Raw genomic sequence first — 22,193 nt, forward strand, 5'->3', positions numbered from 1 at the left:
TGGAGGTTACCGGAGTCGAACCGGTGACCTTCCCGCATGCTTGCGGGACGCGCTAACCAACTGAACTGATCAGCCACTCAATATATTTCCGGCTCTTTTTCTTTTTGATTTCAGTCTCTCTTTTAACTGCCTCACTCCGCGTTTCAAAAACCTCTGAATAAACCAATAACCAGTCGTTCGCTTTTTTAGTCGACTTACTTCCAGAATTATTATGCCGAAAAAGTCTGTCTTCCATAGCTTCACTCTGACCAATGTAATATTGATCTAAAATGGTAGAATGTAAAATGTATACCGTAAACAACATAAACTAAAAAAGACCCACTGTAATGCGGGCCTTTATTGGTGGTGGAGGTTACCGGAGTCGAACCGGTGACCTTTTGCATGCCATCCCACCCTAAGCCTAACACCATTGCTTTTCAAATTTTATGAATTATCTTCGTAAAAGCCTTACCCAGTAAGGATTACAACATCCTGTAGCTAATCAAATGGAAACAAATAGCATCATCCGTTAGTTTTAAAAATGTTTTAAAAACCTAAAAAAAAATATTGGTATGCAAGTGGTCTGCGAAAGTGTGCTGTGGAAATACCACCAGCTCAAAGATGAAGGATTTACGGTAAAAGTGAGGATGACAAACTTTAGAAATGTTGAATACATTAGCACAAATCTGTCATGCAAAGCGCAGCATTGGGACCTCGAAAATAAGGAGCCCCTCCCCTCCCATCCCGACTACAGGAACCTGTGTTCCAAAATTAAGGAAATCAAAGAAGATATAGACTTCGAATTGAAGTTTGCAAAAAAACAAGGGGAGGTCATTACCATAAAGGAATTAAAGACGCGTGTGGAAAAAAAACCTGAAAAGACGGTCATTGCCACGCCTAAGAAACGGGTATTGGAATTTTATGACGAAATCATTGAAGAACTTGAAAAACAAGGCAGGACTGGTTATGCAGATGTTTTTAAGGCTAACAAAGGCATTATTTCCAACCATCTGTTTCATTACAGAGATAAACATTTTTTGGAATTAAAGCAAGAAGATTTCCTTGGTTTAGAAAACCATATAAGAACACTTAAGACTGAATCTACAAAAAGCAATTACCTGCGCACTTTCTATTCGCTTTGGAATCTTGCCATAAAAAGGGGCATATGTCCAAAGGAACACCATCCCCGGAATTGTATTAGTTTTCAGCCCTATAAAAGAATTAAAACGAGAAAAAGGGCAATATCAGAAGTTTATATTAAAAAGATTGAGCAACTTAACCACGATTACGGCTCAAGGCTTTTCCGATCCCAGCGGTATTTTTTATTCAGCTATTATTGCCGTGGGATGAATTTCACAGATATGGCTAAACTCAGGCATGAAGAACATGTGAGCAATGGCCATATTAATTATAAACGATCAAAAAATAAACGTCACTACAGTTTTGAGCTCCATCCCAAAGCCTGGAAAATAGTTCAGATCTTTAAGAAATATCCGATGCAAAGTGGAGACAACTATGTTTTCCCTATCCTGGATCTGCATCATGATACGCCACGAAAGATCGCTGCCCGCATTGATAGTGCATTAAAAGACTTTAATGAAGATCTTTTGGAATTTGAAAAGCAAATCGGGTGTCCAAAGCATCTTACCTCTTATGTTTCGCGGCACTCATTTGCAACTAACCTGAGAAAGAACAAAGTAGATATTTCAATTATTAAGGAGGCAATGGGACATGAAACTGAATTTCAAACCAATACATACCTTGAAGAAATTGATGATAGCCTTGTTGCCCAGGCGATAAAAAATGCTCTTAAGTAGTTAGATACTCTTGTCTGTTCAATAAAATCCAATGAAAAAAATTAAATACATTATTCTAAAATATATACAAATGAATTGTTGATTGTCGCATAAATAAAAAAATAATAAATTTTACAGAAGCCTAAAAAAGTCGGTAGTATTTAGTTTTTGTGTAAATAGTTTTAAGTAACTGTATAGAAGAGTTAACAACCCGTGCAGGTGGAGCGAAGTGAGGCGCAGCGTAGCCAAACCAAACGAGCGGAACCTGCACGGGGACGGCGGTAAATTTTAAATCTCCCAAGGGCTTTCAAGCAGTTTAAAAGTAAAGAAGACTTTCAATCCTTTTTCAGTGAGCTTTACAAGCAAGGTGCCGAGGAGATGCTCAAGGGTGAGCTTGATGAACATCTGGGCTATGAAAAGCATAGCAAGGAAGGCCACAACAGCGGCAACAGCCGCAATGGATCTTATTCCAAAAAAGTAAAGACGGAATCACTTGGTGACCTGGGACTTAACATCCCCCGGGACCGCAACAGCGAATTCGAGCCCCAGCTTATCCCTAAAGGTTCACGGATGAGCAATAAGCTCGAGGAATTGATTATCGGCATGTGTAGCCGGGGCATGACCACTTCGGATATCTGCGGTCAGGTCAAAGAAGTATGTGGCGTTGATGTCAGCGAAGGCATCATCTCCAACGTGACCAATCGTATTATCGAGCATGTCAAAGAATGGCAGATCAGACCATTGGAAGCCTTTTTTTTACTGTGTGGACGGATGGATGGCATTGTACTTAAAGTAAAACAAAACGGCAAGTATATCAACAAGTGCATTTATCTGGTAATCGGGGTAAAAAATGATGGATTAAAAGAAGTACTGGGCATGTGTGTAAATTCTTGTCATGTTGACCCAGTGTTCCTGGATGTTGACCCACCCCGCTTGCGGGCAATAAGAGTAAGAACTTGATGAGATGATAAAAATACGTATGAGTATTAAGAGTTGCCCGATTTTTTTCTTCTCCGGGATTCCCCTTTTAGTTCAATACGGTTGGCATTAGCTGTCAATCTGTCCATAATAGCATCAGCAAGAGTAGGATCGTTTATATATTCATACCACTTAGCGATGGGCAACTGGGAAGTTATAATAATACTCTTCTTACCATACCGGTCTTCAAGTAATTGCAAAAGGGTAAGTCTTATTTCCTGTGATAGGGGCTGTAGGCCGAAGTCGTCCAATATGATAAGGGTTTGCTTTTCCAGGTGGTTGAGTAGTTTAATATAAGAGCCGTCTAATTTAGAAAGAGTTACTTTTTCAATGAGCCGGTTCATGTTCAGATAAGTGGTTTTATATCCCTGTAAACAAGCCTGGTGACCTAGCGCGCATGCCATAAAACTTTTGCCACAACCGGTGGCTCCGGTTATAAGAATGTTTTCACCATTGCTGAGATAAAGTCCTTCTGCTAACGTTGCCAGTTGCTGTTTGGAGAGATTGCGCGAAGCGCCACACTCTATCTGCTCCAATGTGGCGGGTAACCGAAGTTTAGCCAGTTTAAGATAATAAGCCGTTTTTTCATTGGCGCGGTTGAGCTCTTCTGATTGTGTAAGATGTGCAATAAGCTCATGACTTTCCAGTTGTTGGTTCATCGGTAGCTCCAGTTGCGATCTGTAAGCCTGGTACATTCCCTGAAGACGGAGCCCGTGCATTTGTTGTAAGGTTTGTGTTGAGTTCATAATGGATTTGTTTCTGTGATTTAATTTGTTTTTGATGATTATTGATAGTGATCTTTTCCGCGGATATTATTGTGGTCAGGTATGGAGGAGCCACTAAGTGGTAACTGTGTTTGTTTATCCAATCCCCGTTCCAGTATATTTTTGATCATAGTATAGTTTACTCTCATTCCCTGAAGGGCTCTGGCACAGGCGGCTTCCAGCCGCTGGGGCGTGTATTTTTTGTGTAACATCAACATACCAAAACAGGCTTTATAGTTTTGCTCCATGTAAATACTGTTTTCCAGCATAAGGGTAACTGCCTGTACTGTGCTGGCGCCTATACGGGCGGCCTGGGTCAGCAGGTCATCCCGGTTGAAGCCTTTTATCTGTTGCATTTTCTGGTGGTGAGGCGGCATGTGTTCGGCAAGTGTAGTATAGGCTTTGCTATGTCCTCTGCGTACATGAACGGCAATGCGTTTACCTTCTAAGTAAACTTCTACAGTATCCCTGTCATAGATCACCTTCACCTTTTTGCCTACATGCTGGTAAGGAACGCTGTAATAGTGATGGTTTTCGCTAAGTTGCACATGGTAGTTACGCTGTATGGTAAGCCATACCACTTTTTTGGCAATAAAGCGTTCTGGTGGTAAGGGCTTAAGCACAGCACGTTCCTGCTGTTCAAAAAACCAGCGGCGGCTGTAGGGTGTATTTTTATAGGGTTTGCCGTTAAGGAACACCAATTGCTGTTGCATAGCTGTGTTAAGGGCAGCGAGGCTGGTAAATGTCTGATGACGCAAAGGCGCATATACATGGGTGTATACTATGTTCACAGCCCGTTCTACCATTGCTTTATCGCGGGGACTATAAGGACGTGTGGCAGTAAAAGTAGTATGGTAGTGCTCAGAAAGTTGTTCGCAGATGTCGGTAAACTGCGGCTCGTAGCGATCGGTACGCCTGACGGCTGTTTTAAGGTTATCGCAAACAATGGTGGCAGGTACGCCGCCGTAAAACTTCAACATACTATTGATACAGTGGGTAAAATCTGCCGTTTGCTGTGATGGGACTGCTGTGCAAAAGATAAGCCCGCTAAAAGGTATAATGGCTACAAATACCTCGCAGGCTATCCGTTCCCCGGTGTCTGTATCTGCATAATATTGTTTTTTGCCGGCAAAATCAATCATGATCATATCACCACACTGGTACTCCAGGTGCATGGACAGGTCACGATTTTTAAAGTACTGGCTTAAGTGATAACAATATCGGCTGTAGCTATATCCATCAGGATACTGGGTCAGGTACTCCTGCCACAGCAACTGCCGGGTAACCCCGGTTTTTGAAAGCTCTGAGCCGGCAGTAGTAAAATGAGCGGTCAACTGCCTCAGCCGTTCAGCTTCCAGTTCTATCAGATCGTTATCATAAGCCTTATCAGCCAGTTGCTGATCTGATAGAGGCGCTTTTACCTCTTTAAAACGAAAAAGATACTTGCGTACACTATTGCGGCTGATACCCACACGGCGGGTAATCTCATGGATGGAAATACCATCGTTATAAAGTTGAAGTACTTGTTTTACTTGTTCCATTGCTAAGGGTTTTTGTGCCATGCTCCTTTATTTTTTGAGGAGCAAATGACAATCAAAAAGCCTTACTCTTTAGCAACGCAAGGTGGGTCAGCATGCAGGAATGACAGTTCTTTGAAAAGCAAACCCTGTCCAAGTAGCTGGGTCAATATCCAAGAATAAACGGTACAGGGAACCCAAAAGGTGGGTCATCATGCAGGAATACTCCCGGGACATCTAAACAATCCTTCCATTAAAATGGGTGGGTCATCATGCAGGAATGATGGGTCAACATAAACAAGAATGGTGGGTCAACATCGGCAGGAATGTACACATGTGGATGGCTGAATCAAAATCCGCTTCTTTCTGGATGGGGGTATTGACAGATCTGAAGGCCCGGGGTTTGGAAGATATACTGGTCGTCTGTACCGATAACCTCAAAGGATTTACCGATGGTATTAAATGCGTTTTCCCCAAATCTGCATCGCATACCAGATTCGTAACAGTTGCAAATACGTGGTTTGGAAAGACAGAAAAACTTTCTGTGCTGATCTTAAAACGGTATATGGTGCTGTCAACAAACAAGCAGCAGAACAGGCGCTTGACCAAAATGTACCACATTTGCTGTTATAGCTTTGTGGAACTGCAAGTCCGGTATGTATATTCAACTTAGTTAAAGGTAACTTTCTTTCCACACCTGTTAATTTCTCCCTATTTTTTAATGCGCCTGCCTTGGAGAAATAGGGCAATTTGAAAATGAGGAAGCAATTGGAGGATCACGCTGGTCGTTCAGCCTTTACACTGACTGCCGGCGATAGCTGATGCGCGAGAGATTGTGAGTGCTTGAAAGCAGGAGGCAATGTGAGCATAGCGTGTGTTTTTAAATGTGAATTGCTCTCACCAACATAAAACACTCACGTGGATACCAACACATCAATAATAATTTTCTAACTTGTCAGCTTATTTTATAAACTCTTCCTGCCCTCTCTGTATTCCGTAGGGGTCATTGAAAATTTTGATCTGAATACAGTCGAGAAATATGCCTGGGAAGAAAAACCTACTTTGCAGGCAACTTCAAAAATTGAAATGTCTTCATTCGACAGCAGGTATTTGGCCTTTTGCATTCTGGTTGTCAGAATATAATCGTTGATATTGTAACCCAGAAGTGCTTTTACTTTTCTATACAACTGAACCCGTGAAACTCCAATCTCCCTGCATATTTCATCGACAGAAAAAGTCTCATTAGACAAATTGCTTTCGACAATGGAAGTAAACTCGTTAATAAATTTCCGATCAATTTTTTTAGAAGAATTAGATCTGGCTTCTGAAGGCAGCTCGCTGGTATAGTGTTCCCGAAGCAAAACTCTGCTTTTTAATAAACTTTTAATTGTTTCACTAAGATATTCAATATTGAAGGGTTTTACTATAAATGCGTCGGCCTGCATCCGGATGCCTTCTATTTGTTCTTCAATACTATTTTTAGCAGTTAATAAAATAAGTGGTATATGTGAGGTTCTGATATCATTCTTAATCTTATCTGTAATATATAATCCATCTCTTTCGGGAAGTATGATATCAGATATAATTAAATCCGGAACATTTTCATATGCAAGGGAAAGCCCTGTTAATCCATTTTCTGCTTCATGCACGTCATAGGTTTGCCCCAGATAGTTTTTCAGGAAGCCTCTTAAATCCGAATCATCTTCTATAATCAGTATGGAGGAGTCTTTAGTGCCATTCAACGTATGCTGTTCCGATAAGCTGAAATTATATTTAAAATCGTTGGTGTAAATTTTTAGGTCTTGATAACCTGGATTGGGTGTCCCACCGGATGTCTCAAAATCAGAATCCCTAAAATGTTCTTTACCCGTTGGAATCAACACCTCAAAAGTGGCACCTTTCCATTTTTCACTTTTTACTACAATTTCTCCGTGGTGTAATGTTACTAACTCTTTTGATAGGGAAAGACCTAACCCGCTTCCTTTCTGTCCTGACACATTTCCCTGATAAAACAAATCAAATGCCTGGCTTAAATCTTCCTCATTCATGCCTACTCCGGAGTCTTCTACTTTAATTACAGCCATTTTATCGTCCGGCGTTTTAGCTACCGTAACATATATTATTCCATTATCAGGGGTAAACTTAAAAGCGTTGGACAACAGGTTGAACAATACCTTATCAAGCATATTTGCATCATACCAAATAGGCAGTTTTGGCTGTTGGTTGCGCACAATAAATGAAATGGATTTGTTTTTGGCAATTACATTAAATGCAGCAGCAATTTCTGACACAAATGCCACAAGGTCGTTTTCGGTTACGCGCAGTCTCATTTTCTGATCTTCTATTTTTCTGTAATCCATGAGTTGGTTAATCAACCGTAGCAAGCGCATGGTATTTTTATGCACCAACTGTAGATTATTCCTTACTGCAACGGGAAGCTTAATGTTTTTTAATGAATCTTCGAGAGGACCTAATATCAGTGTAAGGGGTGTGCGAAACTCATGAGAAATATTAGTGAAGAAATTAAACTTTGCATTAGTGGCTTCTTCGGCCTTTTTCGTCATTTCTATCAGCCGGTTACGCTGATCTGATATTTCACGGTTTTGAAAGGATAGCTGTTTATTTATTTTTCTGTTGTTCACCAGCGCTAATACGGCAATGCAACCCAGCGCAAATACAAGAATTAAGGCAGCAATGAAAACATTAATGATTATATTTTGGTTTTCCTGTATTTTTTGCTGTTTTAATAATACATTTTTTTGGTTGCCTATATCTCTCTGCTGTGCATTTATTTTGTCTGTTTGCAACTGCATAATCCGTACATTGGTAGAATCTATCACAACAGTAGATAATGTGTTCTCTTTACTGTACGTTTCTTTATTTAAAATTTTAAATGCAATTTGGACGGCTTCTTCTCCGCCCGTAGGGTTCAGTAAAGTAGCTTTCAGTTTTTTTTCTGCCACAAGGTCAATGCCTCCACCTGTTCCCGAAAGTGCATCTACTCCAATAAAAGTGGCATTTTTTTCCAGCCCCAGTTTTTTATATACTTCATAAGCTCCTAAAGCCATCGGATCATTTTGTGCGAATACAATGTCGGTGGCAGAAAGTTTGTCTTGTACATCCCATAGTTCTTCCAGGGTCTTTTCTTTGAGCCAGTTACCATATATCTGCATTTTTACAGATGTATTTTTGCTTCCAGCTATTGCTTCTTCAAATCCCTTTTTTCTTTCTAAAGATGAAGTGGAGCCCTTCAAACCAATTATTTCTATAATGTTTGAGCTAGGCTTATCAAGGTTAGATATATAAAGCCCCGCCATCTTACCTATTTCATAGTTGTCTGCTCCTACAAAAGCAGTGTACCGGTCAGAAAGTATTCTTCTGTCAATAACTACCACAGGGATGCCTTTATTATATACCTCCTCCACTATTGGAGTAAGCGGTTTGGCTTCGTTAGGCGAAACAAGCAGTATGTCAATATTCTGTTTGATCAGTTCTCTTATATGTTGGATCTGCAAATCACTGTTATCCTCTGCATTTTTGTATAAGAGTTCTGAGCCCGGCTGAAAAGTGAGTTCCCTGTTCACCGCATCAAGTGTCGCGTTTCTCCATTTATTATCTCCTGTACATTGCGAAAAACCAATTTTATAATTTTTTAGTGGAGTATCTATTTTAGAACTGCAGGAAAAAAAAACAAGTGCGCATAAAAAAAAACTATAATAAAGCAATCGTTTACAAATAGGCATTACCAAATAATTGTGCTGCAATATGGGTAGAATTTAGGTATTTCTTTTAAAGAATTATACAATTGTTTTTCAATTTCGTTTTTGAGCGACCTGCAGGGTGTTCAATATTGTATTAAAACAAAAATAGCTGATACGATTTCAAAAAATACGAATGAATACATATTCGTAATACGTTAAGTAATAATAAAGTAAAAAATCTAGAAACAAATATGACTTTATAAAACTTTGAATCAATATTAAAAATGTTAACAGGTTTCATGACTTAGCTTTCGGATTCTAATTTAGATTGTTTGCCATGACTGAACTGCTAAGTAAAGAGAAAATTATTTGTTTTGGGGAAAGCTATTGGATCACTGCTTCAGAAAGAGATTCCTGCTTTCCTTTAAGTATTACATATCATTTAAAAGCACTTGGCTTAAGTCCCTTGTTAATAACCAGGGTTGGGCTGGATGACGCCGGAAAACAATTGATCAGAGATTTTGAAGGAAAGCAAATAGCTACAGATTACTTTCAGATAGATTACGATTATAATACCGCTAAGTGGAACGGTTTCTCCGAGTCGTTAAAGGCATGGAATAATATTGAGTGGGATGACAGGTTTACCGACATCATTACAAATGACACCATTTTTATCCATAGTTTATTACCTGCAAGCAATCAAAGATCACGCGATACATTATTTAAAGTTATTGACAGACTCCCCAAAAGAGTTTTTCAGTTGCAGCATTTTGAGCCTTTCGTTACTCAACAAATAGTTGGGCAATGTCTTCAGGGAGCTTATGTTTTGCATTTGTCTGTACCGGAGCTTGAATGGATAACAGGCTGGTTTTCCCGATCAACTTCTATCGAAGACAGGATTTCAGTTTTACAGGATAGGTTTTACATTCCTTATTTGTTAGTGCATAATAAAGAAAACGAGGTAATAGTAAAAGCTAAGGACTCACTCTATACCATTAAGCAACCGGATGGTTCTGCGGGAAAAAGCTATATACAGGATGCTTTTTTGGCTGGTTTCCTTTTTCAATTAATAACCAACCGGGGTATACCTGCGGTGCTGGACTTTGCCAATGCACTGATCACAAATTTTCCAGTGAATGTGTTTGAACAATATAATGCGGATGCAATATATGAAACAATAAAAACCAATAACAAAAAATAGCATTACTTATTAATTACATTTTATGAATAGTACGCACGCAAGGGTTTTAAAATGGTCAATAATACTGGCATTGGGAGGTTTTTTATTCGGATTTGACACCGCAGTAATTTCGGGAGTTGAAAAAAAGATACAAACTCTTTTTAATCTGTCGCCGGTATGGCATGGGTTTACCATTGCATCCGCTTTAATTGGAACAGTAGCCGGCGCTTTAATTGCCGGAAAACCAACAGACATATATGGAAGAAAGCCTGTTTTGTTTGTAATAGCTGTTTTGTTTTTTATTTCTGCCATAGGGAGTGCATTAGCGCAGGATGTGGTAACCTTTATACTATTCAGGTTTCTTGGCGGTATTGCTGTTGGCGCTTCTTCTGTGGTCGCTCCCATGTATATTTCTGAAATTTCCCCGGCAGCTATACGTGGAAGAATGACAGCGCTGTTTCAATTCAATGTTATTTTTGGAATCCTGATTGCTTATGTCTCTAATTATGCTTTAAGAAATATGGGTGGCGATGCCTGGCGGTGGATGCTGGGTGTTGGTGGATTACCAGCAGTTGCCTATTTTTTTCTGTTATTTATTGTGCCGGAAAGTCCAAGGTTTCTGGTAAAGAAGAATAAGATGGAAGAAGCCTCAAAAGTGCTTCAAAAAATTCAATCACTTAATGTGGAAAAGGAATTAAGAGACATACGCCTGAGTATGACAGATGTTAAGGATAGATTATTTTCAAAAAAGTATGCTAAACCTATCACCATTGCATTCTTAGTAGCGATGTTTAATCAATTTTCTGGCATCAACGCTATTCTATATTATGCTCCTCGAATTTTTGAATTATCTGGACTTTCTTCAGCCGATTCAATGCTGCTGCCTGTTTTAATTGGTATTACCAATGGCATATTTACCATGTTGGGATTAATAATTATTGATAAAGTAGGTCGTAAAAAGTTGTTGATCGTTGGCTCCATTGGTATGGCCATCTGCCTCGGACTTACTGCAAAAGCGTTCTACGATCATAATTTTCAAGGGTATAGTTTATTAATCTTTCTGGTAGGATATATTATGTTTTTTGCTTTTTCCACAGGTGCGGTTATATGGGTGCTTATATCAGAAGTGTTTCCCAATTCTGTACGTGGACAAGGACAATCATTCGGCAGTTTTACACATTGGTTTTTTGCTTCCATTATCACATTTATTTTTCCTATAATGGTAGATGGAGGTGAAAACGGAGCAGGGTACGCTTTTCTGTTGTTTTCTCTTGCCATGCTGATACAGGCAATAGTTGTATGGAGGTACTTTCCTGAAACCAAAGGAAAAACTTTAGAACAATTAGGAGAAGAACTGTCCGTAAAAATAGTAACACGTAAAACAATTAAGTTATGATGCAACAAAAAAAAAGGCTGCTCCGATCTATAAGAGATGGATAAGTGTGAACAGCACAACTGGTATTTGCGATACGCCTGACAAATTGTAAACAGCTTTCTATACGATTGCTATTATTAAGCCTAATACTTTTTTTATGAACCTAACTGCTCATTACCCATTTTTTTTCAGCAATAACAAAAAGCTGTTATTACTGAATAGTACAATATTATTGCTCATACTTTTCTCTATTGGAACTTATGCCAACCCTGAAACAAAAGTGTTTTTAAATCATTCATTTGCCTCCGAAAAAGAACATTATACCTTGTCTGATTGGGCAAATATTTCCGGAAAAATTACAGACAGTGAGGGTAATCCTCTTGAGGGTGCCACTATAACCGTATCGAGCACTACTGTTGTTACCAAATCAGATAGAGAAGGAAACTTTATAATATCAGCGGACCCCGATGCCATATTAGAGATAACGTTCGTAGGATTTGAAACCTCCGTTATAAATATCGGCAACAAAACATTCATACAGGTGCAATTAAAACCGTTATTTGCAGCAGTTGAAGAGGTGGTGATAGTAGGTTATGGCACTCAGAAGAAAGCAAGCTTAACAGGTGCGGTATCTGTAGTAAAAATGACGGATATCAAAGAACAGGCGCTGGCAACAGGTAATGTAGTGAAAGCTATGGATAATAGGGTTCCTGGTATCACAACTTCTTTTAATGGCAACCCCAATGGCGGCGCGGCTATGCTAATTAGAGGAAGGGGTTCATTAAACAGCAGCACTGCTCCCTTAATTATTATTGATGGCGTACCTACCAATAGAGGATTAAATGAATTACCCGTTAACGAAATTGAATCTATTCAGGTATTAAAAGATGCTTCGGCTGCTACTATTTATGGATCAAGAGCCGCAAATGGTGTTTATATTATTACTACTAAATCTGCAAAGAAAGGTGCAAAAGTCGAAGTGAACTCTTCTATAACGGTTGGTGTTCTTCCCCATAATGCTATACCCTTATTGAACACAGAACAATATGGCAAGGCACAATGGAGGGCTGCAAGAAATGATAATGTTGACCCAAACTATGGTGTGTACAGTTTTGAAGATCATCAGGATGGCAATGGTAATTGGGTGTTAGACAATATTATTTTACCGGAATACCTGGATGCTGCACAGACAATGAAACCCGGTAATACAGATTGGCAAAGAGAAATTTCACGAAATGCCGTTTCCTATAATAATAATGTTACTATTTCAAACGCTGGTGAAACTGGAGGTGCGTTGCTGGCATTTGATCATTTAAAAAGTGCGGGCACTACTAAATACAACGATTGGACGAGACTGAGTGTACGATTAAATTCAAACTACAGGTTATTTAATGGGAGAGTTAAAGTAGGCGAAAATTTTTCTGTCACAAAAATGAAATACACTGGCGGAAGTTGGTTACCCAATACGGTTAACATACAATCTATAGTACCGGTAAGAACTGTTGATGGTATTGGCTGGGGTGGTCCTGTAATGGGTATGAGTGACAGGAATAACCCACTTTTAGATATCATGAGAAACCGACAGAATTTTTCTACAGATATTAGATTGATGGGTTCGGGTTATGTAGATGTTGAAATTATTAAAAACCTTCGGTTCAGATCCACCTTCGGTTTAGATTATGCAGGATACTGGAACAATCAGTCTGTATTGCAATACCAGGCAGGTTTCATGTCTGAAACCATCAGCAGGTTACAGACCAATACCAGTTATGGTGGAAGCTGGACTTGGAATAATGTATTGGATTACAATTTTAGTTTGAAGGATAACAATTTTCAGGCAATGATTGGGCAAGAGGCTACAAAAGCCAGAGGTGCAAATATGTGGGGAGCAAGAGATGGCTTTGCAAGTGAAGATGTGGATTACATGTACCTTGATGTGGGTGACGGTAATGTTAGAAATGGTGGACTGGCGTGGGGTAATGCCCAGAACTCTTATTTTGGCCGCTTAAACTACGATTATAAAAGTCGTTATTTGTTAACAGCCATAATGCGCAGAGATGGATCGTCTCGTTTTGGTGTGAGCAACAGGTATGCAATTTTTCCGTCCTTATCGGGGGGATGGGTATTGAGCGAAGAATCATTTCTTAAAGATGTTAGCTGGATATCGAATGTAAAGATCAGGTATGGCTGGGGTAAAACAGGGAACCAGGCAATCGATAACTATGCGTCATATGCTCAATACCGGGCCTTATACGGCGATAATGCGTGGCCCGTTAATAATAGCACGGCTTATGATATTTATGGTGCAGACCAGGGAAGCCTGGCCTCGGGATATATAAGGCTTCAATTGGGTAACCCGGATTTAAAATGGGAAGCAACAGAACAGCATAATTTTGGACTTGATTTTTCTGTATTGCAGAATAAGTTAACTGGGTCTTTGGATTATTATATCAAAAATACCACTGATATCCTGGTGAAACCACCAACATTAACCGTTACCGGCTATGGTGCTGGCAGGTGGATTAATGGGGCTACGATGAAAAACTGGGGCTGGGAAGCCATCTTATCTTATAATGATCAGGTAGGTAATGTAAACTTTAGCGTAACAGGAAACTTATTTAGAAATACCAACAAGTTTGTTTACATCGTTCCGGAAGCTGTGGGTGCTTATCCTGGTAATGGACGAGATCAAGTTATTTTAGGACGCCCGTTGAATTCTCTCTATGGGTATATTATAGAAGGCATTTTTCAAAATCAAGCGCAGGTGGATGGAGCTGCTACCCAGCCAGGAAAAGGCGTGGGTCGCTTACAATACAGAGATGTAAGTGGACCTGATGGGAAACCCGATGGAAAAATTGATGCAGACGACAGAACATGGATTGGTGTGAATGAGCCAAAATTAGCATGGGGATTGAACCTTCAGGCAAGGTGGAACAACTTTGATGCATCTGTGTTTTTTAATTCAGAAATTGGAAGAAGAATTCCAAGCCCAACAAAAGGATATACAGATTTTTTCGGTTTTTTTGGTGGACAAAATTATGGTACACGAGTACTGGATAGCTGGTCTCCTGACAATACATCCTCTACTATACCTGCCATTACCAAAGCAGACCTCAATTCAGAAAATCGTTTCTCTACTTATTTCGTGGAAAACACTTCGTATATGAAGTTGCAGTCTGTAAGTGTGGGATATAGTTTAAAGCCAGGTTCTTCACGAACGTTTATAAAAGGTGGAAGATTCTTTTTGCAGGGAGAAAACTTATACGTATTCAAATTGAAAGGAAATACATTCACCGGATTTGATCCCAAAAGCTGGGATGTAAACTTTCCGCTGCCAACTTCTGTAACAATAGGGGTTAATATAAACTTATAATCTAATTAAATAACCTGAGATATGAAAAGTATAATAAAATTAGCGATGTTAAGCATGATATTACTGCAAAGCGCATGTAGTAATAAATTCCTGGAGGATGCACCTAAAGGAATAATAACAGAGGCCTTATTGGCTACACCGGCTAATGCAGAAAAAATGGTTATAGCCGCATATGCCGCACAGGGAAATGAACGCTATTATTTACGCCCGCTTACGCCTTGGCCATATGGCGATTTAAGGGGGGGAGATGCGTATAAAGGGGGTGCCGGTATTGGTGACCTGCCGGAATGGAATGTGTCAGAAACTTTTGTAAACATGACAACAGATGAAGGTGGCGTTGCCGGCAAATGGGAGATTGAGTACCAGTGCATTTCCAGAACCAACCAGGCATTGAGAATTTTGAATCAGGTAGAATTTCAACTAAAAGATATACGCGTAGCAGAAATGAGATTTCTACGGGCCAATAATTATTTCTGGTTGAAATTGAATTTCCGTTATATACCTTTCATTGATGAAGCCATGGATGTAGGCGACTATAAAAATATTGGAAATGATATGACAGATGAGCAATTGTGGGGTAAGATAATAGAAGATATGCAATTTGCTATTGACCATTTACCTGAAGCACACAGTGATGCTGCAGTAGGGCGTCCAACAAAACACGCTGCAAAGGCTTACATGGCTAAAGTATTATTGTATGCCGCTTATGAGCAGAATGAGAAAAACCAGGTAACCAATATTAATGTAGATAAATTACAAAAGGTACTTGACCTTACTACGGAAGTTATTCAAAACTCAGGCAAGCAACTGTTTGCAGACTTTGCAGATAATTTTTCATGTGAAACGCAAAATGGTATGGAATCAATATGGGCAATTCAATTTTCCCGTAATGACGGTACACCTACTGGTCGTATCAACGGAACGAATGAAGTGGTGTACCCAATGGTGCAAGAGTATGGATGTTGCGGATATCATAGTCCCTCTCAAAATGTAGTAAATGCTTTCAGAACTGTGAATGGGCTGCCGGATTTTGACAATTATAATACGATAAACATTGTAAATGCTGCAAGTCTAAAAACACATACTATTGATCCGCGGTTATTGCATACCGTTGCAATAGATGGGCTACCTTACAAGTATAAAACAGATTTTATATTTAATGGAGAAACATGGCCCAGGCAACCTGAAACATATGGAAGCTTTATGTCAATGAAAGAAACAGTTCCTTATGATTCCCCCTGTTATCAACCGGTTAACCCATGGAAAAGTGATTCCAAAAACAGGGATGTTATCAGATTGGATGACGTCATACTCTGGAAAGCGGAAGCGCTTATACAGTTAAATAGACATGCAGAAGCTTTGCCCCTTATCAATCAAATAAGAAGCCGTGCTGCACAAAGTACTGCCAGGCTGGTAGATATTAACGGACAACCAACCGGTAATTTTGATATAAAAGATTATGTTGACGGAGTGAACTGTGTTTGGAATAAAGATTTCGCTTTTAAAGCGCTACAATGGGAACGAAGGTTGGAGATGGCATGCGAAGGGTTTAGAGCTTATGATCTTTTAAGGTGGGGCGTTTTTGCAGAAGAAATGAATAATTATTTTGAAGTAGAAAAAACCAGAAGACCGCATTTGGCTAATGCAAAATTTACAAAGGAAAGAGATGAATATCTTCCGATACCTAAAGGGCAAATTGATTTAAGTCAAAATCTTTACAGGCAGAATCACGGTTATTAATCCATACCCGTGATTGGCAATTAATAATTTGTTAGGATATTTGATTCGAATAAATTATTAATTGCTTCTGTACATTAATTATAGAACAAAAAATAATATTTTTTATGAATAGATTTAAAAGCTTTTTCCTTGTATTGGCCTGCTTTATGAGCGCCTGTTGTTTGGCACAACAAAAGGAAGAAAAGCCTTTAATTGAAGAAGGAAAAGACATTCCGGCTGCAGTAATCAGGTCTACCAGGGAGTTTAGAGAAAGATTGTTAACCGATCCTTATCGTCCCGCCTATCATTTTAGTTTCCCTGAAGGAGATGGGCGCCCTGGCGATCCTAACGGTGCGTTCTATCATAATGGGTTGTACCACCTGATGTTTCTATACAAAAGGACCGATGGGAAATTTGCCTGGGGGCATGCTTCAAGTAAAGACATGCTGCATTGGCGCTACCATCGGGATGCATTAGTGCCAGGTGATGGAGATGAAGGATGTTTCAGTGGTGGAGCTTTTGTAGATGATGATGGTTCAGCTATTCTTTCCTATTGGATGTTATGGGGAGCAAAAGGTATTGGTCTTGCTAAAAGCAATGACGCCACTTTTTCTAATTGGGAAAAGTTCAAAGCGAATCCTGTAATTAAATCTACTGAGTGGGGCATTACAGAAATGAAAGATGCTTCCGGTAAACCGTATTATGTAGGTTCTGCAGATCCTTCCAACATCTGGAAAAAAGACGGTAAATACTATATGCTGACCGGTAACCTTTTGGTGCTCCGTAAATTTGGGTCACGCGGTGCGGGACTGCCAGCTAATATGGAGGAGGGAACCTTGCCTTTGGATTCTCTTAATTACCAGGGTGACAGGTTGTATTTATTTGAGTCGGATAATTTGAATGACTGGACCTATAAACATGAGTTTTACAAAGCCGACCGAAAATGGACAGAAAAAACCGAAGACAATATGTGCCCAAGCTTTTTGCCATTACCTTCTTCACCAGATGGTGGCAAAAGCGATAAACATCTGATGTTATTCATAAGCCATAATCTGGGATGCCAATATTATATAGGCAGTTATATAAATGATAGATTCCTGCCCGATACACATGGCAGAATGACCTGGACTGATAATGCCTACTTTGCACCAGAAGCTTTAGTGGATAATAAAGGAAGGCAAATTATGTGGGCATGGATTTTTGATGACAGGCCCGACAGTTTAAAAAACTACCATGGATGGAATGGGATTTATGGATTGCCAAGGTCCCTTTGGGTAAATAAAGACGGAGGCTTAGGCATGAAACCTGTGGAGGAATTAAAGAGCTTAAGAATAAATGCAAAAGAGAGAAGGAACATTACACTAGCTGCCAATACCGAAACAACATTGTACGAACAAAATAATGATTTGTTGGAAATGGAAGTAACATTTCAAGCGGGTACTGCAAAGCAAGCAGGAGTAGTAGTAGGTCGTTCTGCAGATGGCAAAGAAGAAACCGTTATTTATTATGACGCTGCTGAAAAAAAATTAAAACTGGACGCTACAAAATCCAGCGTGCTTTACGGGAGAAGAAATATTGAGAGTGCTCCTTTTGAGTTGAAAAAAGGAGAGAACCTTACGCTAAACATTTTTATAGACAGAGGTATTATTGAGGTTTTCGTAAATGACCGGCAAGCGATAGCCAGAACAGTATATCCGACCTTGGGCGGGACAGGTATAAAACTGTTTTCAAACGGAGGGGCTGCCAAAGTAATAGCTGCCAAAACATGGGATATTGTTCCTTCAAACCCATACTAAGAAAAATGAAAATATTTACCGGATAAAAAAATAATATGATTAAAAATACAATACTATGTATTTGTTTGCTTGGCAGCAGTGTTTGCTATGCCCAATACGACAAGCAGGATAACGCCGACTTGATAAATAAAACCAGAAAACTAAGACAACTTATTAGCAGCGATCCGCACAGGCCGATTTATCATTTTGCATCGCCAGAAGGTATTGCTATGCCATTTGATCCCAATGGAGGTATTTACTGGAAAGGAAAATATCATTTAGGATTCATTTACCAATCGCTTGAAAATGGCAAGCGGGAGCATTTTTGGGGACATGCGGTTACTAAAGATCTTTTTCATTGGACACTGTACCCTGATATGCTAGATGTAAAACCGGGAGACATTGAACGTGGTATTTTCAGTGGCGGTACATTTATGTCAAGAGAGGGAGTGCCGCATATTGTTTATCACGGTGAAGGTTCCAATACCAATCTTATTGCCTATTCAAAAGACAATGACTTGAGAAAATGGACCAAGTTTGAAGGCAATCCGGTAGTGATTACACCGGCTAAAGGTAGTGCCATGGAAGGTAAATACAGAGCCTGGGACCCTGAATGTTGGTACGATAAAAAGTCTGATCATTACTACCAGATATCTGGAGGAGATGTGGCAGGGCTTTTTAAATCTAAAGACATGTATAAATGGGATTATATTGGGGATTTTGTAGACAAGAAAAACAACAAATTGTATGAGTATGAAGATATATCTTGCCCAGACTTTTTTAAAATAGGAGACAAGGATATGTTGGTATTTATTAGCCACCACCTTGGAGCGCAATATTATATCGGCAAGTTTGACAATGATAAATATACCATAGAACAACATGGTAGAATGAACTGGCCTGGCGGTACTTTTTTTGCCCCTGAGCAACTGGTAGATGATAAAGGAAGAAATATTATATGGGGTTGGGTTATGGAAAGAAAAGCAGCATACCTGCCCAACTATCAATGGTCAGGCATTATGAGTATGCCCAGGGTATTATCGCTAGCAGCAGATGGGTCGTTGGAGATTAATCCACCTGAAGAGGTAAAAAACATTAGATTGGATGGAGGCGTAAAAGAGAAAATTAACACCATACCCGCGAATACGGAGAAAGCTCTTTCCATACAAGGCACTTCTATGGAAATAAAAGTAGATTTAAAAGGCTCTGATAAATCTCCCTACGGTATTAAGGTATTCACTTCACTGGATGGAAAAGAAGAAACAGTTATTAAATACGACCCTGTATCTAAGGAAATCATCATAGACTTTGTAAAATCTTCAGTTCAGGGACCGGTGGAAATGGTAACTCATTGCATATTTGAACCTAAGCAAATTGAAGGCTATGGTAAAACCACTTCACAGCAAAGAGCTCCTTTTGAATTAAAAAAAGGAGAAAGCCTAAAGCTGAATATTTTTATTGATCGGTCCATCATTGAAGTATTTGCCAACGGCAGACAATGCGTAACACAAGTGGTTTATCCAACATTGCCCTCCAGTTCTCAGGTTAAACTGTTTGCTACCAAAGATGCAGTTACTGTAAATAGTGCAGAGCTTTGGCAGATGTCTGAAACAAATGCCTATTAAATTGAACAAATAGAATTTATGGAATTCTATAATTAATAAATAGTAATCAATAAATTTTCTGATGGCAGACGATATATCAATAAAGAAAATTGTTACCAGCAGGCGTAATGTAATTAAAAATATTGCTTTATATACGGGGCTAAGTTACAGAACAACTATTATTACTAAGGCCTTGGGCGACCATCGGCGCAGGCAGTGAATAATAACATAAGCCTTGGTGAGGCTAATCCTATTGAAGGAAAGTTTGGTTAGGGTAAAGTAGCTTATGGATTAAATCTGGTATGAGCAAAGCTAACAGGTACTCGGTACTTCATAGATTGCTGCGATAGCCCTGGTGCTATAACACTCAGTTATAATATGAAAAAATAGCTTTCGCCGAGTTCATACAATACTTATTTTAGAGTGGGTTAATATTTATTTCCACGCGCTGGTAAGATGACTAAGATTTAATGTTTTTATTACAAATCCATCTTTGGAACTGATGGTGATATCTGTATAATCAGACGTTGGAAAGAAAATGGCGGTGAGTACGGACAAACCTTTGTCAGCAAACACTTCTACAGAAGCAACATCAATAACTAAGGTAATGTCTGTGTTTTTATTTGCGGAGAACCGTGGCGCGACGATTTTATTCCCGAAATCTTTTACAAAATTAACATTGCCTGATTGGCTTCTGTCAATAAAATATTGATTGGCTGTTTTGTCGTAACCAAATGCTACTTTTTCACCGGTATTATTTGATATCGTAATATTGAATTCTTTCAATTCATCAGCCGTAAGTTTCAATATCGCGGGTCCGTTCAATTTGCCTGTTTTGGTGGTAATGTTTATATTTTTTGCTTTTACATTTTTGGCATCATACGATGTTGCTTTCAGCACATCTATTTCTTTTATCGGGGCAGAGCTAACCAAATATTTATCACCTGCTTTTTCTATTGCCAGTTCTCTTACTACAGTATTTGCACTCCTCCAGTTAACGGTAGGAACAATATTAGCGTATGCCCAGTTGCTCATCCACCCGATAAATACCTTTCTGTTGCCCGTATTAGACCAGGTAATACCTGCGTAATCATCCGGGCCGTAATCTATCCATTTTATTTCGGTATCATCGGGCGTAAACGTATGCCCGTCAAAACCGCCGGTAAAATATTGTGTTGCTGATCCTCCGTTGGGGCCTCCGGGATTGATGTTTACCATTAATACCCAAACCTGTTTTCCTTCGTGTTGTAAAGGAAATATATCCGGGCATTCCCATACGCCGCCATGCGCACCAATATTTTTACCAAACTTGCTTTCTTCTGTCCAGTTTTTTAAATCGGGAGAAGAGTAAAAGGTGATATGATCCATTGTAGCCAGGGCCATAATCCATTTTTTAGTAGGTTCATACCAGGAAACTTTAGGATCACGGAAGTCGCGTATACCGGAATTAGGTAGCACGGGATTGCCTTTGTATTTTATCCATGTTATTCCTTCATCTAAGCTATAGGCAATACTTTGCGTTTCCACTTTTTCAAAACCATCTTTTTCCATGGCGTGACTGTGGCTGGTATAAATAGCCACCATCGTGTTAGCGCCAAAACCTGCAGTATTGTTTTTGTCAATAACTGCACTCCCTGAAAAGATAGTTCCCAAAGCATCCGGGTATAACGCGATAGTTAATTCTTCCCAATGTACGAGATCAGTACTTACGGCATGTCCCCAGTGCATAGGTCCCCATACAGTACTATCAGGATTGTACTGATAGAACAAATGATATTTATCGTTGAAAAAAACCATTCCATTGGGATCATTCATCCATCCCTTTTTGGGAGAGAAATGGATTTGCGGACGATGCTTTTCCATATATGCCGCATCTTTAGTTTGGCTGTTCGCCGTTTGAAAGAACGCGAAACATAAAATCAGTAACAGCCATTTTATTTTTGGAATCATGATTCTGTGTTTAATAATAATGTAAATGTAAATTCATATGTTTCAACTCCGCAAATTTTAGCAATGCCACCCTTTATCAATAATCGCAAAGAGCGACTGCCTTTGTCAAGATTAATGGACAAAATAGGTGTCCACTATTTTCAAATATCTTAAGTCCGGTTGTATCTGCGTATATCCAGCAAGCTAAGTCTATCACGCTGCAATGGTGCAAGCGCCTTTACACCATCTACCATCAGGAATTGGTTTGTAACATCCATATACAACATCTATCCAATGAAGATCAAGGTTAATTTCTTTTGCTTTACCAGGAATAATTTCACGGTGCGCCAGTTCAATGTTGATATTTTTTAAAAGATTTCCACTACTTTCTTTCAGCGTTTTGTATCCTAATCGAATATACTATTATTAAAAAGCCTGACGAAATCCATACATTAAACCTCTTTCAAGTCTTTTATTGTTCCAAAATGCAGGTAATTTTATAC

General features: G+C 39.3%; 14 protein-coding genes and 1 pseudogene. 10 read left to right on the top strand and 5 right to left on the bottom strand.

Annotated elements, in window-relative coordinates:
* Window positions 1–52 precede the first annotated feature (52 nt).
* Entirely contained in the window at window positions 53–304 is a 252-nt protein-coding gene (locus tag PLE34_RS21855) for a GIY-YIG nuclease family protein (RefSeq protein WP_502875865.1), read from the bottom strand.
* Window positions 305–551: 247 nt separating this feature from the next.
* Between PLE34_RS21855 and PLE34_RS08380 the strand changes: the two genes are divergently transcribed.
* A complete protein-coding gene (locus PLE34_RS08380) occupies window positions 552–1,796 on the top strand; it encodes a tyrosine-type recombinase/integrase (protein ID WP_324555839.1) in 1,245 nt (414 codons plus the stop codon).
* Between the two features lie 264 nt (window positions 1,797–2,060).
* A pseudogene (locus PLE34_RS08385) lies at window positions 2,061–2,654 on the top strand (IS256 family transposase); the annotation flags it as partial.
* A 107-nt stretch (window positions 2,655–2,761) separates the two neighbouring features.
* On the opposite strand, the gene istB reads toward PLE34_RS08385, so the two are convergent.
* Both istB and istA read right to left on the bottom strand, forming a co-directional pair.
* The gene (istB, locus tag PLE34_RS08390) at window positions 2,762–3,499 is read right to left on the bottom strand and encodes an IS21-like element helper ATPase IstB (protein ID WP_324555841.1); all 738 of its coding nucleotides are present in this window, start codon (window positions 3,497–3,499) and stop codon (window positions 2,762–2,764) included.
* A 38-nt stretch (window positions 3,500–3,537) separates the two neighbouring features.
* Window positions 3,538–5,058 (bottom strand): IS21 family transposase, encoded by a 1,521-nt coding sequence (gene istA, locus PLE34_RS08395; RefSeq protein WP_324555843.1) that lies wholly within the window; start codon window positions 5,056–5,058, stop codon window positions 3,538–3,540.
* 346 nt (window positions 5,059–5,404) lie between these two features.
* On the opposite strand from istA, the gene PLE34_RS21860 reads away from it, so the two are divergent.
* Complete coding sequence (locus PLE34_RS21860; protein ID WP_502875866.1) at window positions 5,405–5,707, top strand: transposase; 303 nt, start codon at window positions 5,405–5,407, stop codon at window positions 5,705–5,707.
* Between the two features lie 292 nt (window positions 5,708–5,999).
* Here the strand turns inward: PLE34_RS21860 and PLE34_RS08400 are convergent, their stop codons facing one another.
* Complete coding sequence (locus PLE34_RS08400; protein WP_324555845.1) at window positions 6,000–8,777, bottom strand: hybrid sensor histidine kinase/response regulator transcription factor; 2,778 nt, start codon at window positions 8,775–8,777, stop codon at window positions 6,000–6,002.
* A 295-nt stretch (window positions 8,778–9,072) separates the two neighbouring features.
* On the opposite strand from PLE34_RS08400, the gene PLE34_RS08405 reads away from it, so the two are divergent.
* The 7 genes from PLE34_RS08405 to PLE34_RS08435 all read left to right on the top strand — a co-directional run bounded on the left by PLE34_RS08405 (window position 9,073) and on the right by PLE34_RS08435 (window position 19,981).
* Window positions 9,073–9,936: a carbohydrate kinase family protein gene (locus tag PLE34_RS08405; protein ID WP_324555847.1), complete on the top strand. Its 864-nt coding sequence runs from the start codon at window positions 9,073–9,075 to the stop codon at window positions 9,934–9,936.
* A 22-nt stretch (window positions 9,937–9,958) separates the two neighbouring features.
* Complete coding sequence (locus PLE34_RS08410) at window positions 9,959–11,311, top strand: sugar porter family MFS transporter (protein WP_324555848.1); 1,353 nt, start codon at window positions 9,959–9,961, stop codon at window positions 11,309–11,311.
* Window positions 11,312–11,447: 136 nt separating this feature from the next.
* Window positions 11,448–14,663: a SusC/RagA family TonB-linked outer membrane protein gene (locus tag PLE34_RS08415; RefSeq protein ID WP_324555850.1), complete on the top strand. Its 3,216-nt coding sequence runs from the start codon at window positions 11,448–11,450 to the stop codon at window positions 14,661–14,663.
* A 21-nt stretch (window positions 14,664–14,684) separates the two neighbouring features.
* Window positions 14,685–16,403: a RagB/SusD family nutrient uptake outer membrane protein gene (locus PLE34_RS08420; RefSeq protein WP_324555852.1), complete on the top strand. Its 1,719-nt coding sequence runs from the start codon at window positions 14,685–14,687 to the stop codon at window positions 16,401–16,403.
* A 104-nt stretch (window positions 16,404–16,507) separates the two neighbouring features.
* A complete protein-coding gene (locus tag PLE34_RS08425; protein ID WP_324555854.1) occupies window positions 16,508–18,178 on the top strand; it encodes a glycoside hydrolase family 32 protein in 1,671 nt (556 codons plus the stop codon).
* Window positions 18,179–18,213: 35 nt separating this feature from the next.
* Entirely contained in the window at window positions 18,214–19,782 is a 1,569-nt protein-coding gene (locus tag PLE34_RS08430; RefSeq protein WP_324555856.1) for a glycoside hydrolase family 32 protein, read from the top strand.
* A gap of 61 nt (window positions 19,783–19,843) precedes the next feature.
* On the top strand, window positions 19,844–19,981 hold the full coding sequence (locus PLE34_RS08435; protein WP_324555858.1) for a hypothetical protein: 138 nt from the start codon (window positions 19,844–19,846) through the stop codon (window positions 19,979–19,981).
* A gap of 215 nt (window positions 19,982–20,196) precedes the next feature.
* On the opposite strand, the gene PLE34_RS08440 is transcribed toward PLE34_RS08435, so the two are convergent.
* On the bottom strand, window positions 20,197–21,711 hold the full coding sequence (locus PLE34_RS08440; RefSeq protein ID WP_324555860.1) for a glycoside hydrolase family 32 protein: 1,515 nt from the start codon (window positions 21,709–21,711) through the stop codon (window positions 20,197–20,199).
* Window positions 21,712–22,193: the final 482 nt, after the last annotated feature.

The sequence above is a fragment of the Agriterribacter sp. genome (assembly GCF_035445465.1).
Taxonomy (GTDB): domain Bacteria; phylum Bacteroidota; class Bacteroidia; order Chitinophagales; family Chitinophagaceae; genus Agriterribacter.

Excerpts from the sequence above, each read along its gene's own strand:
- PLE34_RS21855 (WP_502875865.1), bottom strand. The coding sequence starts at position 304 with ATGTTGTTTACGGTATACATTTTACATTCTACCATTTTAGATCAATAT.
- PLE34_RS08380 (WP_324555839.1), top strand. The coding sequence starts at position 552 with ATGCAAGTGGTCTGCGAAAGTGTGCTGTGGAAATACCACCAGCTCAAA.
- istB (WP_324555841.1), bottom strand. The coding sequence starts at position 3,499 with ATGAACTCAACACAAACCTTACAACAAATGCACGGGCTCCGTCTTCAG.
- istA (WP_324555843.1), bottom strand. The coding sequence starts at position 5,058 with ATGGAACAAGTAAAACAAGTACTTCAACTTTATAACGATGGTATTTCC.
- PLE34_RS21860 (WP_502875866.1), top strand. The coding sequence starts at position 5,405 with ATGGGGGTATTGACAGATCTGAAGGCCCGGGGTTTGGAAGATATACTG.
- PLE34_RS08400 (WP_324555845.1), bottom strand. The coding sequence starts at position 8,777 with ATGCCTATTTGTAAACGATTGCTTTATTATAGTTTTTTTTTATGCGCA.
- PLE34_RS08405 (WP_324555847.1), top strand. The coding sequence starts at position 9,073 with ATGACTGAACTGCTAAGTAAAGAGAAAATTATTTGTTTTGGGGAAAGC.
- PLE34_RS08410 (WP_324555848.1), top strand. The coding sequence starts at position 9,959 with ATGAATAGTACGCACGCAAGGGTTTTAAAATGGTCAATAATACTGGCA.
- PLE34_RS08415 (WP_324555850.1), top strand. The coding sequence starts at position 11,448 with ATGAACCTAACTGCTCATTACCCATTTTTTTTCAGCAATAACAAAAAG.
- PLE34_RS08420 (WP_324555852.1), top strand. The coding sequence starts at position 14,685 with ATGAAAAGTATAATAAAATTAGCGATGTTAAGCATGATATTACTGCAA.
- PLE34_RS08425 (WP_324555854.1), top strand. The coding sequence starts at position 16,508 with ATGAATAGATTTAAAAGCTTTTTCCTTGTATTGGCCTGCTTTATGAGC.
- PLE34_RS08430 (WP_324555856.1), top strand. The coding sequence starts at position 18,214 with ATGATTAAAAATACAATACTATGTATTTGTTTGCTTGGCAGCAGTGTT.
- PLE34_RS08435 (WP_324555858.1), top strand. The coding sequence starts at position 19,844 with ATGGCAGACGATATATCAATAAAGAAAATTGTTACCAGCAGGCGTAAT.
- PLE34_RS08440 (WP_324555860.1), bottom strand. The coding sequence starts at position 21,711 with ATGATTCCAAAAATAAAATGGCTGTTACTGATTTTATGTTTCGCGTTC.